Here is a 14,410-nt window from a genome sequence, read left to right as displayed (position 1 = left end):
GATCGGACACCCGGAAGGCGCCCGGCGCCACCCCAGGACGCGCCGTCACGGGGTGTCGGTAGGTTCCGTTCCACCGCGCACCGGGGCCGGCAGCTAAGGGGATGCGATGTCAGCGCAGCAGGCCGGGAACGACGTCCGGGACGACCTCGAGTTCGGCTTGTTCGACTGGGTGGACGCCGTGCCCGGGTCGTCCACGGCCGAGATCTACGACGCCCGGCTCCGCGTGCTCGCCGAGGCCGACCAGGGCGGGTTCACCACTTACCACCTGGCCGAGCACCACGGCACGCCGCTGGGCCTGTCGCCCTCCCCCGCCGTGTTCATCGCCGCGGCCGCCCGGGTGACCGAGCGCATCCGGCTGGCGCCCACCACCTTCATCGTGCCGCTCTACGACCCGCTGCGGCTCGTGCAGGAGATCTGCATGCTCGACCAGCTCAGCCACGGCCGGCTGGACATCGGCGTCGGAAAGGGCTCGTCCCCCATCGAGGCGGCGATGTACGGCCTCGGTCCCGCCGAGACCGCGGCGCGCTTCGAGACGTCGTTCCCCGCCATCGTCGAGGCCTTGGAGACCGGCCGCTTCCGCTGGCCCGGCCTCGACGGGCAGCCGGGCGAGGAGGTGCCGCTGCACGTCCTCCCCCATCAGCGCCCGCACCCGCCGCTCTGGTACCCGACGTCCAACGCGGCCTCGATCCCGCGGCTGGGCGACGAGGGCTACAACGTGCTGTTCGGCTTCGGTTTCGCCTCGCCGCCGTTGGAGGCCGTCCGCGAGCAGAGCCGGATCTTCTTCGACTCCTTCCAGCGGTCCGCGGCCCGGGGCGGGGTCCGGTACAGCCTGCCGGGCGCCCCGCCGCGGTTCGGCATGCTGCGCCACGTCCTGGTCGCCGAGACCGACGAGGCCGCCGTCGCGCTCGCCCGCCCGGCGTTCGAGGCGCACTACGAGAGCTTCACCCACCTCTGGCGGGCCCACGGCAGCGACCGGTTCACCGGCCCGGTCGACTTCGACGCGCTCGTGGCCGGGGAGAAGCTGTTCGTCGGTTCGCCGGAGACCGTCGCGGCGCAGGTGGCGCGCGCCCGGGAGATCGGCGAGATCAACTACTTCGCCGGCGCCTTCGCCTGGGGCTCGCTCGACGTGGACACGGTCCTGACGTCGGTGCGGCTCTTCCGCGACCAGGTCGTCCCCGCCGTCCGGGCCGCGGCGCGGCCGTGACCGCGACGACGGTGCACCGCGACCTCGTCTACGCGGCCGTCGACGGCGTCGAGCTGCGGCTGGACCTGTACCTGCCCGACGTCCGGCCCGCTCCGCTGTGCGTCTGGCTGCACGGGGGCGGTTGGCTGCGTGGATCGCGCACCGACCGCGCGGACCAGCGCCTCGCCCCGCTGACCGCGAGCGGGGTGGCGGTCGCCGCGGTGCAGTACCGGCTCAGCGACCAGGCCTCCTTCCCGGCGCCGCTGGACGACGCGCGGGCGGCGATCCGCTGGCTGCGGGCGCACGCCGCCGACCACGGCCTGGACGCCGACCGGATCGGCGCGTGGGGAGCGTCGGCCGGCGGCCACCTCGCCGCGCTCCTGGGGCTCACCGACGACGAGGCGGACGCGCAGCTGGGCGACTCGTCGGTGCAGGCCGTCGTCGCCTGGTTCCCCACGACCGATCTGCTGCGCCGGGGCTCCGACGTCCCCGAGGGGCCGCTTCCGCCGTTCGTCACCGGGCCGTTGCCCGAGCCGTCGTTCGAGGCCCGGCTGCTCGGTGTCGAGGACGTGCGGGACGCCCGCGAGGCGGCGGTGGCGGCCAGTCCGGTGGCGCACGCCCGTCCGGACGCTCCGCCCTTCCTCCTCGTGCACGGCGACCGTGACGGGCTCGTCCCCTCGACGCACAGCCGCGACCTGCACCGCGCGCTGCGGGCGGAGGGCGCCGACTCGACGTTGTGGCTGCTGTCCGGCGCGAACCACGAGGATCCCGCCTTCGACTCCCCGGCCTCACTCGCAGCGGTCGGTGCGTTCCTCCGCTCCTCCCTGCTCTGACGACCTCCGCGGTACGGGCGCGCTGACCGCTCGGTCAGCGACGGCGGCGGAAGAGGCGAGCGAACAGCCCGCCGGGCCGGGGCGCCGGGGCGGCCGGCTCCTCCGGCGGCGGTGCGGGCCGGGTGACCGCGGCACCGGCGGCCGGCGTGCCGCCACCCCGGTGAACGGTGCGCCGCTCGCCGCCATGGGTGAGCCGCTCGTGCGCCAGGTAGTGCTGGAGGCTCTCCTGGGCAGGGCGGCGACCACGGGCGACGACGTCGTGCCGTGCCTCGCGCTCGGCGGCGAGCTTCTCCGCCTCGGTCATCCCGATCGGGTCCCACAGACCCGACCCGGCACCGGGGCCGCGGGGAACCTTCGCCGAACCGCTGACGGTGGACATGACGACTCCTCTCGTCGATGACCCGACCAGCCTGATCCGCTCGCCCGCCCGGGAACAGGGCCGCACGTCACCGCTGCGATCGACATCGGGACCGGCAGGTTCCCGTCGTCAGGGGGCGATGACGAGTTCGGCGATGCGCTCGCCGTCCATCGTGAAGCGGTACCGGAGCTCGACGACGCTCCCCGGGAAGTCGCCCTCCAGGCGGTTGACGGCGACCCAGCGCGCGTCGTCGACGCGCTCGGCACCGACGAGCTCGGTGGTGTAGCTGAACTCGGCGCCCGCGCGGGACAGGAAGAGGCGAATCTCCTCGGTCCCGCGATAGGTGGTGCCGTCGTCCACGACGACGGCGGTGCCGGTGAAGGACCGGAGCGCGGTGTCGGTATCGCGGGCCAGGTGCGCGGCGAGGTAGCCGCGGATCGTCGGCGGGAGCTGGTCGGGTGCAATGGCGGTCGGTGCGGACATGCGCCCAGCGTGCAGGCTCCCGGGGCGGGAAGGTCCAGCGCTGGACCCTCTCTCGGGGGGAGGGTGCAGAGTGCACCCGTGCTGGCGATCGGCGAGTTCTCCCGGCTGACCCACCTGAGCGTGCGCACCCTGCGCCGCTACCACGACGCGGGGTTGCTCGAGCCCTCGACGGTGGACCCCGTGACCGGCTACCGCTCCTACTCCCCCGACCAGATCCCCGCCGCGCAGGTCATCCATCGCCTGCGCGAGCTCGACGTCCCGCTGCCCGACGTCCAGCGCATCCTCCGCTCCCCCGACCCCGCGGCCCGGGCCGCGCTCGTCACCGACCACCTCCAGCGCCTCGAGTCGGAGCTGGAGCGGACCCGGGCGGCGGTGGCGTCGCTGCGCCGACTGCTCCGGCCCGAGCCGGCCGCGCTGGACGTCGAGCTGCGCGCGGTCCCCTCGACGACGGTCGCCGCGGTCGAGGACGACGTGACGCTCGACGACGTCCTCACCTGGTACAGCGGCGCCATGGCCGAACTCGACGCCGTCGTCGGCGAGCCGGTCGGCGCCCCGGGCGGGCTCTTCGACAACGCGCTGTTCGAGGTCGGGCGCGGACACGCGATCGTGTACCGGACGACGGCCCGACCGCCGCGCAGCGGGCGGGTACGGCCGGTGACGCTGCCGGCCGTGGAGCTGGCCGTCACGACCCACGTCGGCGCGCACGACGACATCGACGTGACCTACGGGGAGCTGGGCGCGTGGACCGTGGCCAACGCGCTGGCCGTGGCCGGCCCGGTCCGCGAGTCCTACCTGGTCGGCCCGCGGGACACCGCGGATCCCGCGGCCTGGCGGACGGAGATCGGCTGGCCCGTCTTCCGGGTGGCGCCGGTCGGGCGCGCCCCGCGGTAGGGCCTTCCTCGCAGGGTCCCGCGGCGGTCAGCGCGCGAGGTCGTCCAGCGCCTCCAGCACCGCCGGCCAGGCGGCGCTCAGCGGATCGATGACCGGGAAGTGGCCGCCGTCGACCCGGACCAGCACCGCTGCGGGATGTGCGCGCACGTAGGACTCGCCGACCTCGATCGGCACGATCCCGTCGTCGACCCCGTGCACGATGCGGACCGCTCCCCCGGGCGTCGGCAGCCGGACCGGGTCCAGGTCGGGACGATCGGCAGCGGCCTCCCCCAGGAACGCCGACACCGCGCCGTCCCCCAGGTCCAGTTCCTCGGCCAGCCGGAGGTCGGCCGCCGGGGCGAGGGCCAGGACGCCGTGCGGCGCGAGCCGTGGTTCCGACGTCGCGGCCGCCTGCAGGGCCAGGTGCCCGCCGGCGGAGTGCCCGCCCAGGACGACGGGCCGGCCGGGGAACTGCTCCCCCACCGCGCGTACGGCGGCGTGCACGTCGTCGATCATCAGGTCCGGGCTGCCGGGCACCCGCCGGTACTCCGGCGCCACCGTCGTCCAGCCGGCGGCGGCGAGCGCCTCGGTCATCGGCCGGATGTTCGTCCGGTCGATCGCGGGGCGCCAGAAGCCGCCGTGCAGGAACACCAGCACCGGGCGGTCAGTCGACGGATCCCGGGCGTACCGGACGTCGGCGACGTGGTCGGCGTCCGGCCCGTAGGTCAGGACGGCGTCGAGCGGCGCCGACGGCCGGCTCAGCACCGAGCGGTCCTCGTCGGCCATCAGGGCACCGTCGTTCGGGTGGTGTGCATGCCCCAGTCCTACTCGACCGGCGGGCAGCGCACCGGCCGGCGCTACGGTCGGCCCCGTGACCGAGGACCCGACCCTCCCCCAGGAGCTCGTCGATCGCGCGGCCGCACTGGACGCCTCCGACCCGCTGGCCGGCTTCCGGTCGGAGTTCGTGCTCCCCGCCGGCGTGCTCGCCTACCTCGACGGCAACTCGCTCGGCCGGCCGCTGGCGGTCACCGCCGGCCGGCTGACGCGGTTCGTCGAGGACGAGTGGGGCGAGCGGCTGATCCGCGCCTGGGACGAGCAGTGGCTCGATCGCCCCACCGTCGTCGGCGACCTGATCGGGCGCACCGTGCTGGGCGCGGCGCCGGGTCAGACCGTGGTCGGTGACTCGACGTCGGTGCTGCTCTACAAACTCGTCCGGGCGGCGGTCGACGCGCGTCCCGACCGCACCGAGATCGTCGCCGACACCGAGAACTTCCCCACCGACCGGTACATCCTCACCGCCGTCGCCACCGAGACCGGCCGGACCGTCCGCTGGATCGAGCCCGACCCGGCCACCGGCGTCGAGCTCGCGGAGGTCGAAGAAGTGCTGAGCGACCGGACGGCGCTGGTCGTGCTCAGCCACGTCGCCTACAAGTCGGCCCACCTCGCCGACCTGCCCGGCATCACGGCCGCCGCCCACCGCGCCGGCGCGCTGGTCCTCTGGGACCTCTGCCACTCCGCCGGCGTCGTCGACGTGCAGCTCGACGCCGCCGACGTCGACCTCGCCGTGGGCTGCGGCTACAAGTTCCTGAACGGCGGACCGGGCGCCCCCGCGTTCGGCTACGTCGCCCGGCGGCTGCAGGACGAGCTGGTGCAGCCGATCCCGGGCTGGATGGGGCACGCGGAGCCGTTCGCGATGGGCCCCGACTACGTCCCGGCGAGCGGCATCCGGCGGTTCCTGAGCGGGACGCCGCCGATCCTGTCGATGATCCCGGTCGAGGACATGCTGACGCTGACCGAGCGGGCGGGGATGCCCGCCGTACGCCAGAAGTCGGTGCTGCTCACGGAATTCGCGATCGCCGTCGCCGACGAGGTCCTCGGCCCCCTCGGGGTCACCGTCGCCTCCCCGCGGAACCCCGCACGCCGGGCGGGGCACGTCACGCTCGAGCACGACGCGATGCGCGACGTCGTCGACGAGCTGTGGCGCCGCGGCGTCATCCCCGACTTCCGGCGCCCCCGCGGCCTGCGGATCGGGCTCTCCCCGCTCAGCACGAGCTTCACCGAACTGGCGACGGCGCTGGCGCACGTCGAGCAGCTCATTCGGTCGCGGAGCGGCTGACCTCCTGGACACCGGCGGCCAGTCGGCGGCCCATCTCCTCGTGCACCACCTGGATCGCCTGGAGCGGGCGCATCATCACGCGGAACTCCACGATCCGGCCGGCGTCGTCGCAGCGGATGATGTCGACGCCGTTGACGTACTTGCCGGCCACGCTCGTCTCGAACTCCAGCACCGCGGTGTCGCCGGCGAGCACCTCCTTCACGTAGGTGAAGACGCCGCCGGGGTCGCCGCCGGCCAGGCTCTTCGTGGCCGCCTCGAGATAGCCCGTGGTGATCTCCTTGCCCCGCTGCGGGGTGTACACCACCGGTGAGTAGAAGACGACGTCGTCGGCGAGCAGCTCGTCGAGCCCGCCCGGCAGCTCCCCCGCCATGTACCGGTGCCAGCGGGCGATCACGTCGTCGATCACGGGGTTCCTCCTCCTGCGGCGCGGTCGCGCCCCGCGTGGATCCTGGCCGCGCGGCGCGGTCCGCGCCAGCGCCCCCACCACTGTGGCCGACATCACGATCAGGCTACGACGTGGCGCGCCTCGTCGGGTGGCACCTGGCGGTGCCGGAACTTCTCCGCCCAAGCCCCGCTCACGGATGAGGTCGGGGCCCGGCTCTGAGGAGGAGTTGGGCGATGCTCGAAACTGCTGTGTGCTCCGGCGGCCGGCACCTGGCGCCCCGGTCCGGAGGATCGTGCCCCTGCGGCATGGTCACCCGGATCCCCGCTCCCCGGAAGCCCTCCACCGGTCACCCTCCCGAGGTCGCGGCGCTGCTCGCCCGTTTCCTGAGCAGCGGCCCGGACGCCCTCGAGGCGGCGGGCGCGGGACTGCTCGCCGACCGGGTCGACCGGCTGCTGACCGCCCTGGGCCGGGCGGGACTCGTGCTCAGTCCGGACGCGGACCGACTCTCCGCCTGACCCGTCCGGCACCTGGCCCCGCCGGGCGCGGACCTCAGCCCGTCGGGTCCTCCGCGGGGTCCGGGAAGTCGAAGGGGACACTCGGCGTCTGGCCCTCTGCGGCGACGACGGCGTCGACCGTGACCTCCCCGGCCTCCTCGAAGACGAAGGTCACCGGGATGGACTGCGACGACCGCAGTGAGGTCTGCAGATCCTCGAGCACGATGGACGGCGCTCCCTCGGCACCGACGTAGACGTTGTCGTTCTCCGCCACGCGGATCGGTCCCGATGCGCCGTCGACGGTGAGGGCGGCGTCGGTGAAGTCAGGTCCGCGGACGTCGAGCAGGTCGTCCTCCACCGTGCCGGTGTTCGCGATACCCAGGTAGAGCGGCACGTCCTCGCCCACGTCGTAGGCGCCGTCCAGCGGATAGGCCAGCTGCACCTGCAGGACCTTGATCTCCTCGGTGACTGCCTCGTCGGGGCCCACTGCTCCGCTGTCGTCCGGGGCCGGCGTCTCGTCGCCGCAGCCGGCGACCGCCAGCACCCCGACCACGGCCAGGACGGATCTGCGGCCGGCCGCTCTCGTGCTCCGCATCGTCGCTCTCCCTCTCGTTCCCGCGTGGCCGGCGGCCTCGCGCCGGCAACCTCCGTGCGGGATCCGTGCCCGGTCGGTCCGCCCGGTAACGACGCTCCGTGGCTCTGTCATGAAACCGACACGAGCCCGGCGGCCAGGGTGCTCGTCGGTGCGAACAGCGCGTCCAGGCCCCAGACCTCCGGGCGGCGTGCGGAGCCGCGCCCACGTGTGACAGCTCCGTGACGATCGGCCGGCGACCGCGGAGCGGCCTCGATGAGGCGTGCAGAGTGCGGTCATGGAGCGCGCCGCAGCCGTGGACGCGGGCACACTGCTGGATGTGCCCCGGTCAGTACTGGTCGTCGAGGACGACGCCCGCATCCGCCGGATGGTCCAGCTGACCCTGCGGCGGGAAGGCTTCGACGTCGCCGAGGCGTCCTCCGGGGAGGAGGCCCTCCTCCACCTCGCCGGCCGCGCCTTCGACGTCGTCCTCCTGGACCTCCGGCTGCCCGGGCTGGACGGCTTCCAGGTGTGCCGGGAGATCCGCCGCACCAGCACGACGCCGGTGATCATGGTGACCGCCCGCTCGGACAGCGACGACGTCGTCGCCGGGCTGGAGGCCGGAGCCGACGACTACGTCACCAAGCCCTTCGTCCCCAAGGAGCTGCTCGCCCGCGTCCGCGCGATCACCCGGCGGGCCCGCGACGGCGACGAGCACCCGGTGCTCACCGTCGGCGACCTGGAGATCTCTCCACTGGCGGCGAGCGTCACCCGGGCCGGCAGCCCCCTGGACCTGACGAAGACCGAGTTCCGCCTCCTCGTCGAGCTGGCCGCCGACCGGGGCCGGGCGCTGAGCCGTGAGGAGCTCCTCCAGCGCGTGTGGGGCTACGACTACTTCGGTGACTCCCGGCTGGTCGACGTGCACATCCGGCGGCTGCGCAAGAAGGTCGAGCTGGACCCCGCCAACCCCGTGGTGGTCACGACGGTGCGGGGCATGGGGTACCGCGTGCCGGCGTGAGGATTCCCTGGTGGCCCAGCAGTCTGCGGGGACGCGTCACGTCGGCCTTCACCGCCGTGGCGGTGGTGCTGAGCCTGGTCCTCGCCGTGGGTGTGTGGCTGGCGGTGTCGCGCTACCTCCTCCTGGGCCGCGAGCGCGCGACCCTCGCCCAGACGACGGCGAACGGCGCCCAGGTCCAGCGGGCCGCGGACTCCGCGGGGCTCTCCCCGGAACAGCTGCTCTCCCAGCTGCCCCGGGAGAACGGGTCCACGTCGCTGCTGGCCGACGACGACCGGTGGATCACCAGTTCCCTGGGCATCGGCCGCGACGACCTCCCCGCGGACCTGCGCCGGACCGTCCTCGACGGGACGCCCGCGCGCCAGCGGTTCGTCGTCGAGGGGCAGCCGGTCCTGGCCATCGGTCTGCCCCTGCAGCCGTCGGGGGCGGCCTACTTCGAGGTCTTCCCGCTGGAGGAGCTCGACCACACCTACCGCGTGCTGGCCGGCGTGCTGGCCGCGGCGGTGATCGCGGTGGTCCCCGTCTCGCTCCTGGTCGGCAGCTGGGCCACCCGCCCGACGCTCCGCCCGCTGGACCGCGTCGCCGGGGCGGCCACCGCCGTCGCCGGGGGCGACCTGACCGTCCGCATCGACCCGCACGGCGACCCGTCGCTGATCCCCATCGCCCGTTCGTTCAACGCGACGGTCGAGGCGCTGCAGGATCGGGTGCGGCGCGACGCCCGCTTCGCCGCCGACGTGAGCCACGAACTCCGCAGCCCGCTGACCACCATGCTGACGTCGCTGGCGTTCCTGGAGGCCTACGAGGAGGACCTCCCCGACGACGGCCGGGAGGGACTGGCGATGCTCCGGGCGGAGGTCACCCGGTTCGAGCGGCTGGTGGCCGACCTCCTGGAGATCTCCCGCGCCGACGCCGGCGGTGCCGACACCGTTCTCGAGGAGGTCAATCTGGCAGCCCTCGTGCGGGAGTCGCTCGACCGGCAGACCTCGGCACCGGGACGGCGCGGGCTGCTGACCGTCGCGCCGGAGGCGGACGTGACCGTCGTGCAGGCCGACAAGCGCCGCCTCGAACGGGTTCTCCGCAACCTCGTCGAGAACGCCGACAAGCACGGGGGTGGCGTGACGGCGGTGCGGGTCGAGGCCGGCCCGGACACCGCCTGCGTCCTCGTGGAGGACGCAGGCCCCGGGATCCCGGAGAGCGAAAGGTCCCGGATCTTCGAGCGGTTCGCCCGCGGCCGGGACATCAACCGTGCCCGCACCGACGGCGCCGGTCTCGGTCTGTCACTGGTGGCGCGGCACGTCGCAGCGATGGGAGGAACGGTGACCGTCTCCGACAGCCCCGCCGGTGGCGCCCGCTTCACCGTGCGCCTGCCCCTCCGGGAGTCGTCGTGCGGATGACCGCCCTCTGCTCCCTCGCGCTGATCACAGTGGCGGGGTGCGGAGTGCCGACCCAGGACCGCCCCGAGCCGCTCAGCGTCCCGGTGCCGGAACGGACCGGTACCGCGGATCCGACCCTCGGCGCGCAAGAGGTCCAGGTGTGGTTCGTCCGCGACGACCGCCTGGAACCGGTGTTCCGGCCCGTGACCCCGGCCGACCCCCGCACCGCCCTGGACGCGCTGGTGGCGGGGCCCACCACGGTCGAGGTCGACGGTGGACTGAGCACCGCGCTGACACCCGAGCCACTGCGCACCTCGGGGCCGAGTGAGGAGGACCCGACGGTGACGGTCTCGGTGACCCGGGGGTTCAGCGGGCTCGTGGGCGGCGGCCAGCAGCTCGCCGTCGCGCAGGTGGTGTGGACGGTGACGCAGTTCCCCGGCGTCGACGGCGTGCGGTTCACCGGCGACGGCCAGGCGCTGGAGGTACCGACCGACGACGGGCTGACGGCCGGACCGGTCGGCCGCGACGACTACCCGTCGATCACCCCTGAGCCGACGCCTCCCCCCGCCGAGGGTCCGCCGTCGGCCACCTCTCCTCCCGCGGTCACCTCGCCCAGCCGTCGGAGGCCGGGGTGAGCCGGCTCCGGGGACGGCTGCGCAGCTCGCTCTGGCCGCTGCCGGTGCTCGCCGTCGTCCTGGCCATCGGCCTCGGCATCGGCCTGCCGGCACTGGACCAGGCGCTCGAGCAGCCCGGCGGCGAGCACCCGCTGACCTTCGTCTTCGGCGGCGGGCCGACGGTGGCCCGCGACGTGCTCGCGGCCATCGCCGGCTCGCTGATCTCGGTGACCGGCCTGACCTTCTCCTTCACCGTCGTGGCCCTGCAGCTGAGCAGCAGCCAGCACTCGCCGCGGCTGCTGCAGACGTTCGTCACCGACCGGGTCGTCCAGACCACGCTGGCGAGCCTCGTGGGCACCTTCGTCTACGCCCTCACGGTGCTCCGGACGGTGCGCACCGAGCAGTCGGAGGGTTCCGCGTTCGTCCCGCGGCTGGCGGTGACCGTCGGTTTCGTCCTCGCCGTCCTCAGCGTGGTCGGCCTGATCCTCTTCCTCGGCCATCTGGCCCGGTCCCTGCGGGTCGAGAGCATGCTCCGGGACGTCTCGGTCGAGGCGCACGCCACGTTCGAGCGGGAGCTCCCGCACGACTCCCCGGACACCGCGGAGCCGCCGTTCCCCCTCCCCGCCACCCCTGGCACCGTCGTCCCGGCGAGCGGCAGCGGGTTCGTCGTGGACGCCGACGGCCCCGGGATCGCCCGGGCGGCGGAGCAGGCCGGCGCCCTCGTGGTCCTGGCCCGGCGGATCGGCGACTCCGTGGTCGCGGGCACGCCGCTGGCCCACGTCTGGGCGCACCCTCCCGGGACCTCCGTGGACCTGGCCGCGGTCGAGGAGGCGCTGCGGGAAGGGGTGCGCCTGGGCTTCGAGCGGACGCCCGAGCGCGACGTGGCCTACAGCCTGCGGAAATCGGTGGACATCACCGTCCGCGCTCTCTCCCCCGGCACCAACGACCCCACGACGGCCGTGCACGGGCTGTCGCACATCTCGGCGCTGCTCGGCGAGCTCGTCACGCGCCCGCTGCGGCCCGCCGTTCAGCGGGACGCGGCCGGCGCGGCGCGGTTCGTCCTCCCGCAGTGGAACGCCTCCGGGCTGGTGCAGCAGGGCCTCGAGGAGCCGCTCCAGTTCGCCGGCGGGCAGCCCGCCGTGCTCCGCCGGCTGGCCGCCCTGCTGCGCGAGCTGGCGTACCGCGCGCCCGACGGCCTGCTGGACGGAGAGCTGCTGCGGCACGCCCAGCGGGTCGTCGACCTCGCCGGGGACAGCACCGCGATCGAGTCGGCGGAGACCGAGCAGTGGATGGTCACGCTCCACGAGGCGCTGGCCGGCCGGTGGCCGGCCGGTACCTGAGCCTCAACCGTCCGCGGTCCCCGCCGGGGCGTGCTGCACCCCCTCGAGGCTCGACCCGTCCCCCAGCGAGCTCGCGGGGACGACGCTCAGCGAGCCGTCGCTCTCCAGGACGACGGCGGCGATCGAGGACAGGTCACCGGAGCCGCTGGCGCGGACTGCCTGGCGCAGCTCGTCCATCGACACCCGCTGCTCCCGGAGCGCGCCCTCCAGCGCCCGTCCGTCCCGGAGCAGGAGGGTCGGGCGGGCGGTCACCACGGCCCGCAACCCCGGTCGCCGCACCGTCACCCAGGCGACCAGGTACTGCGCCGACGCGAGCAGGCCGAGTGCGACGACGCCCTCGGACCAGGAGACGTCACTGCTGAGCAGGATGGTGGCCAGCGTGGAACCGAGCGCCACGGTGACCACCAGGTCGAAGGCGTTCAGCTTGGCCAGCGTGCGCTTCCCCGACAGCCGGAGCACGAGCAGGACGCTCACGTAGGCGCTCGCCCCCACCGCGAGGATGCGGCCCAGGTCGGACCACGAGTCGAACCACATGCGGTACCCCTCCTCCTCAGACGCCGGACCGTTCGTCGACCGGCGCGGTGGCCCGGCGGTAGAGCACCCGTCCAGGGGCAGAGGTGATCCCGTGGACCACCGTGCTCGCGGCGACGACGAGGGTGCCGGCGGCCAGGACCACCGGATCCACGGCGAGCCGCTCGGCCTCCATGGCCAGGTAGAACATCGCCGACACCCCGATCGGGCCGAACCACCCCACGAAGGCGGCGTCCGGTCGCCCGAGTCCCAGGGGGCGCCGCAGCAGCCAGATCACCGGCAGCCGCCGGAACAGGAGCACCCCGGCCACCAGGCCGACGCCGCCCCAGCCGAGCTCCGCCCAGGCCGACCAGGGCAGGACCAGCCCGAAGGCGAGGAACAACGGCAGGACCAGGAAGCGGTTGACCGCCTCGTCGATCGGGGCGTCCTCGGTCCGCTCCGGCCCGGTCGCGACGTGGTTGAAGGCCAGACCGGCGACGAACACCGCCAGGATCCCGTCCACGTGGATCAGCCCGGCAGCACCGAGCACGGCGAAGGCGAGGACGACGGTGAACAGCATCCGCGGCGCGGGATCGGTGGAGCCGTGCTCCTCGCCGGCGCGCAGGGCCCGGGCTCCGAGCCAGCCCGCGGGGACGCCGAGCAGCACCGCGCCGGCGACCTGCCACAGCGACTCCGCGAGCGCCGCACCGACGCTGTCCGCTCCCGCCAGCGCGAGGGCCACCAGCACCAGCGGCAGCGCCAGCCCGTCGTTGGCGCCGGACTCCAGCGAGAGGATCTGCCGGTCCCGGGCCGGGAGATCCTTCTCGGCGGGCCCGCCGGTGACCACGCTGGACGCGAGTACCGGATCGGTGGGGCAGAGCGCCGCCCCCAGCAGCGCGGCCGCGCCGAGGCCGACGCCCAGGGTGAGCGCAGCCAGGCCCGCGGTCACCAGCGCCATGGCGGGCAGAGCGATCGCCAGCAGCAGCAGGACCGGACGCAGCCGGGTCCGCGCGTCACGCACGGGATAGCGCAGCGCCACCGACATCACCGAGATGGCCAGCAGCAGCCGGGCCGCGGTGTGCACCCAGGCGGTGTCCTCGGTGACCGGCGGGATCACCAGGACCCCGGTGACCTCGGGCCCCAGCAGGATGCCGCAGGCCAGGCCCATGACGGGGGCCGACACCGGCCACCGCCGCAATCGGTCCGACAGCGCCGCGACCGCGAGACCGAGCAGCCCCGAGACGGCGAGCACGACGTCGATCAGCATCACCGGACAGCACCTCCCCGCTCGACGGTCACAGCTGCGGACGGAGCCCGGCCTCCGCGGCCAGGTCGCCTCGAGCGCCCGTCGCCCCTTACCCGGGAACCGGCCAGGCATGGATGCATCACATGACGGTCCTGTGACAACGGGATCGCCCTCCGGACCTGGGGGTACGCCCCGGCCCCGTCCGGCCCGGTGCGCCCTCCGCGGTCCACCGGCACCCCGCGTGCGGCAGGCGTCCACCGGGGACCGGCGCGACAGAACGGAGACACCCCGTGCCCACCGAGCCCCACACACACCCCGAGGACGACTCCTCCGGGGACGGCCAGCAGAAGGGCATGTCCCACCAGACGGCGATGTACCTGCGCTTCGGCGCCATGATCCTGACCGGCATGGTCGTGATGTACGCGGTCATGTACGCCGGAACCTACGTGTGGGACCACGTGCGCTGGAGCGAGAGCCGCCTCTTCATGGCGCTGACCATGGGCGGCACCATGGGCCTGGTCATGCTCGGCTGGATGCTCACCATGTACAGGAACCTGAAGGCCAACATCGCCATCGTGGCGGCGAGCCTCCTGCTGATCGGTGGCGGCGTGTTCCTCGACCGCAGCCAGGTGACGGTGAACGGCAGCAACTGGATGAGCGCGATGATCCCGCACCACTCGCTGGCCATCACCCGGTCGGAGCGGGCGACCATCGACGACGTCCGCGTCTGCCGGCTGGCCGTGGAGATCAGCGAGGCGCAGCGGCGGGAGATCCGCGAGATGGAGTGGCTCCTCGCGGACATCGAGCGCAACGGTCCGGCCACCACCGCCGGGGAAGCAGCCGCACGGCCGGTGCCGGAGTTCCCGGCCGAGGCCCTCCGCGACTGCCCCGGCGGCTGAGGCCGGAACGACGCGGAGGACGTGACAGTCCTGTGACATCAGCCCTCCACAGGCCCTTTCCGCGGTGGATCTGCAGGCATCAGCGGTACGAAGAGTGCTGTCCGTACGCCGTACCGAGGA

The 14,410-nt window shown here is 74.1% G+C and carries 17 protein-coding genes; 10 read left to right on the top strand and 7 right to left on the bottom strand.

Annotated features, from left to right (window positions below; all coding sequences use genetic code 11):
- Positions 1–106: 106 nt before the first annotated feature.
- The gene (locus tag LBW97_RS10550) at positions 107–1,204 is read left to right on the top strand and encodes an LLM class flavin-dependent oxidoreductase (RefSeq protein ID WP_224499383.1); all 1,098 of its coding nucleotides are present in this window, start codon (positions 107–109) and stop codon (positions 1,202–1,204) included.
- Entirely contained in the window at positions 1,201–2,016 is an 816-nt protein-coding gene (locus LBW97_RS10545; RefSeq protein ID WP_224499382.1) for an alpha/beta hydrolase, read from the top strand. Before LBW97_RS10550 ends, LBW97_RS10545 begins: the two co-directional genes overlap by 4 nt.
- Before the next feature lie 34 nt (positions 2,017–2,050).
- Here LBW97_RS10545 and LBW97_RS10540 read toward each other — a convergent pair whose 3' ends face one another.
- The gene (locus LBW97_RS10540; RefSeq protein ID WP_224499381.1) at positions 2,051–2,395 is read right to left on the bottom strand and encodes a hypothetical protein; all 345 of its coding nucleotides are present in this window, start codon (positions 2,393–2,395) and stop codon (positions 2,051–2,053) included.
- Positions 2,396–2,503: 108 nt separating this feature from the next.
- Positions 2,504–2,857, bottom strand: coding sequence for a nuclear transport factor 2 family protein (locus LBW97_RS10535; RefSeq protein WP_224499380.1), 354 nt, complete (start codon positions 2,855–2,857; stop codon positions 2,504–2,506).
- A gap of 78 nt (positions 2,858–2,935) precedes the next feature.
- Here LBW97_RS10535 and LBW97_RS10530 point away from each other — a divergent pair, with 78 nt between their 5' ends.
- On the top strand, positions 2,936–3,748 hold the full coding sequence (locus tag LBW97_RS10530) for a MerR family transcriptional regulator (protein ID WP_224499379.1): 813 nt from the start codon (positions 2,936–2,938) through the stop codon (positions 3,746–3,748).
- A 27-nt stretch (positions 3,749–3,775) separates the two neighbouring features.
- Here LBW97_RS10530 and LBW97_RS10525 read toward each other — a convergent pair whose 3' ends face one another.
- Entirely contained in the window at positions 3,776–4,513 is a 738-nt protein-coding gene (locus LBW97_RS10525; RefSeq protein ID WP_224499378.1) for an alpha/beta hydrolase, read from the bottom strand.
- An 85-nt stretch (positions 4,514–4,598) separates the two neighbouring features.
- On the opposite strand from LBW97_RS10525, the gene kynU reads away from it, so the two are divergent.
- Positions 4,599–5,843 carry a kynureninase gene (gene kynU, locus LBW97_RS10520; protein ID WP_224499377.1) on the top strand — a complete coding sequence of 415 codons (1,245 nt, stop codon included), beginning with the start codon at positions 4,599–4,601 and terminating at the stop codon, positions 5,841–5,843.
- Here the strand turns inward: kynU and LBW97_RS10515 are convergent.
- The gene (locus tag LBW97_RS10515) at positions 5,821–6,249 is read right to left on the bottom strand and encodes a nuclear transport factor 2 family protein (protein ID WP_224499376.1); all 429 of its coding nucleotides are present in this window, start codon (positions 6,247–6,249) and stop codon (positions 5,821–5,823) included. The two genes, kynU and LBW97_RS10515, sit on opposite strands and share 23 nt — an antisense overlap.
- Before the next feature lie 284 nt (positions 6,250–6,533).
- Between LBW97_RS10515 and LBW97_RS10510 the strand changes: the two genes are divergently transcribed.
- Complete coding sequence (locus LBW97_RS10510; protein ID WP_224499375.1) at positions 6,534–6,743, top strand: hypothetical protein; 210 nt, start codon at positions 6,534–6,536, stop codon at positions 6,741–6,743.
- Positions 6,744–6,777: 34 nt separating this feature from the next.
- Here the strand turns inward: LBW97_RS10510 and LBW97_RS10505 are convergent, their stop codons facing one another.
- The gene (locus tag LBW97_RS10505; protein WP_224499374.1) at positions 6,778–7,317 is read right to left on the bottom strand and encodes a copper chaperone PCu(A)C; all 540 of its coding nucleotides are present in this window, start codon (positions 7,315–7,317) and stop codon (positions 6,778–6,780) included.
- A gap of 274 nt (positions 7,318–7,591) precedes the next feature.
- Here LBW97_RS10505 and LBW97_RS10500 point away from each other — a divergent pair, with 274 nt between their 5' ends.
- Genes LBW97_RS10500 through LBW97_RS10485 form a run of 4 tightly spaced genes read left to right on the top strand, consistent with a single transcriptional unit; the run spans position 7,592 to position 11,635 of the window.
- Positions 7,592–8,311, top strand: a complete 720-nt coding sequence (locus tag LBW97_RS10500; RefSeq protein ID WP_224499373.1) for a response regulator transcription factor — start codon at positions 7,592–7,594, stop codon at positions 8,309–8,311.
- Complete coding sequence (locus tag LBW97_RS20435) at positions 8,308–9,702, top strand: sensor histidine kinase KdpD (RefSeq protein ID WP_224499372.1); 1,395 nt, start codon at positions 8,308–8,310, stop codon at positions 9,700–9,702. Before LBW97_RS10500 ends, LBW97_RS20435 begins: the two co-directional genes overlap by 4 nt.
- Entirely contained in the window at positions 9,699–10,316 is a 618-nt protein-coding gene (locus LBW97_RS10490; protein ID WP_304505427.1) for a GerMN domain-containing protein, read from the top strand. Before LBW97_RS20435 ends, LBW97_RS10490 begins: the two co-directional genes overlap by 4 nt.
- A complete protein-coding gene (locus tag LBW97_RS10485; protein ID WP_224499370.1) occupies positions 10,313–11,635 on the top strand; it encodes a DUF2254 domain-containing protein in 1,323 nt (440 codons plus the stop codon). The genes LBW97_RS10490 and LBW97_RS10485 overlap by 4 nt, the downstream gene beginning before the upstream one ends.
- A 3-nt stretch (positions 11,636–11,638) precedes the next feature.
- Here the strand turns inward: LBW97_RS10485 and LBW97_RS10480 are convergent, their stop codons facing one another.
- Positions 11,639–12,169, bottom strand: coding sequence for a DUF421 domain-containing protein (locus LBW97_RS10480; protein WP_224499369.1), 531 nt, complete (start codon positions 12,167–12,169; stop codon positions 11,639–11,641).
- A 16-nt stretch (positions 12,170–12,185) separates the two neighbouring features.
- On the bottom strand, positions 12,186–13,412 hold the full coding sequence (locus LBW97_RS10475; protein ID WP_224499577.1) for a cation:proton antiporter: 1,227 nt from the start codon (positions 13,410–13,412) through the stop codon (positions 12,186–12,188).
- Between the two features lie 269 nt (positions 13,413–13,681).
- Here LBW97_RS10475 and LBW97_RS10470 point away from each other — a divergent pair, with 269 nt between their 5' ends.
- Positions 13,682–14,290: a DUF305 domain-containing protein gene (locus tag LBW97_RS10470; RefSeq protein WP_224499368.1), complete on the top strand. Its 609-nt coding sequence runs from the start codon at positions 13,682–13,684 to the stop codon at positions 14,288–14,290.
- Positions 14,291–14,410 lie beyond the last annotated feature (120 nt).

The sequence above is a fragment of the Blastococcus sp. LR1 genome (genome assembly GCF_020166105.1).
Lineage (GTDB): Bacteria > Actinomycetota > Actinomycetes > Mycobacteriales > Geodermatophilaceae > Blastococcus.
This window is presented reverse-complemented; position numbering and strand designations above follow the sequence as displayed.

Excerpts from the sequence above, each read along its gene's own strand:
- LBW97_RS10550 (WP_224499383.1), top strand. The coding sequence starts at position 107 with ATGTCAGCGCAGCAGGCCGGGAACGACGTCCGGGACGACCTCGAGTTC.
- LBW97_RS10540 (WP_224499381.1), bottom strand. The coding sequence starts at position 2,395 with ATGTCCACCGTCAGCGGTTCGGCGAAGGTTCCCCGCGGCCCCGGTGCC.
- LBW97_RS10535 (WP_224499380.1), bottom strand. The coding sequence starts at position 2,857 with ATGTCCGCACCGACCGCCATTGCACCCGACCAGCTCCCGCCGACGATC.
- LBW97_RS10525 (WP_224499378.1), bottom strand. The coding sequence starts at position 4,513 with ATGGCCGACGAGGACCGCTCGGTGCTGAGCCGGCCGTCGGCGCCGCTC.
- LBW97_RS10510 (WP_224499375.1), top strand. The coding sequence starts at position 6,534 with ATGGTCACCCGGATCCCCGCTCCCCGGAAGCCCTCCACCGGTCACCCT.
- LBW97_RS10505 (WP_224499374.1), bottom strand. The coding sequence starts at position 7,317 with ATGCGGAGCACGAGAGCGGCCGGCCGCAGATCCGTCCTGGCCGTGGTC.
- LBW97_RS10500 (WP_224499373.1), top strand. The coding sequence starts at position 7,592 with ATGGAGCGCGCCGCAGCCGTGGACGCGGGCACACTGCTGGATGTGCCC.
- LBW97_RS10490 (WP_304505427.1), top strand. The coding sequence starts at position 9,699 with ATGACCGCCCTCTGCTCCCTCGCGCTGATCACAGTGGCGGGGTGCGGA.
- LBW97_RS10480 (WP_224499369.1), bottom strand. The coding sequence starts at position 12,169 with ATGTGGTTCGACTCGTGGTCCGACCTGGGCCGCATCCTCGCGGTGGGG.
- LBW97_RS10475 (WP_224499577.1), bottom strand. The coding sequence starts at position 13,412 with ATGCTGATCGACGTCGTGCTCGCCGTCTCGGGGCTGCTCGGTCTCGCG.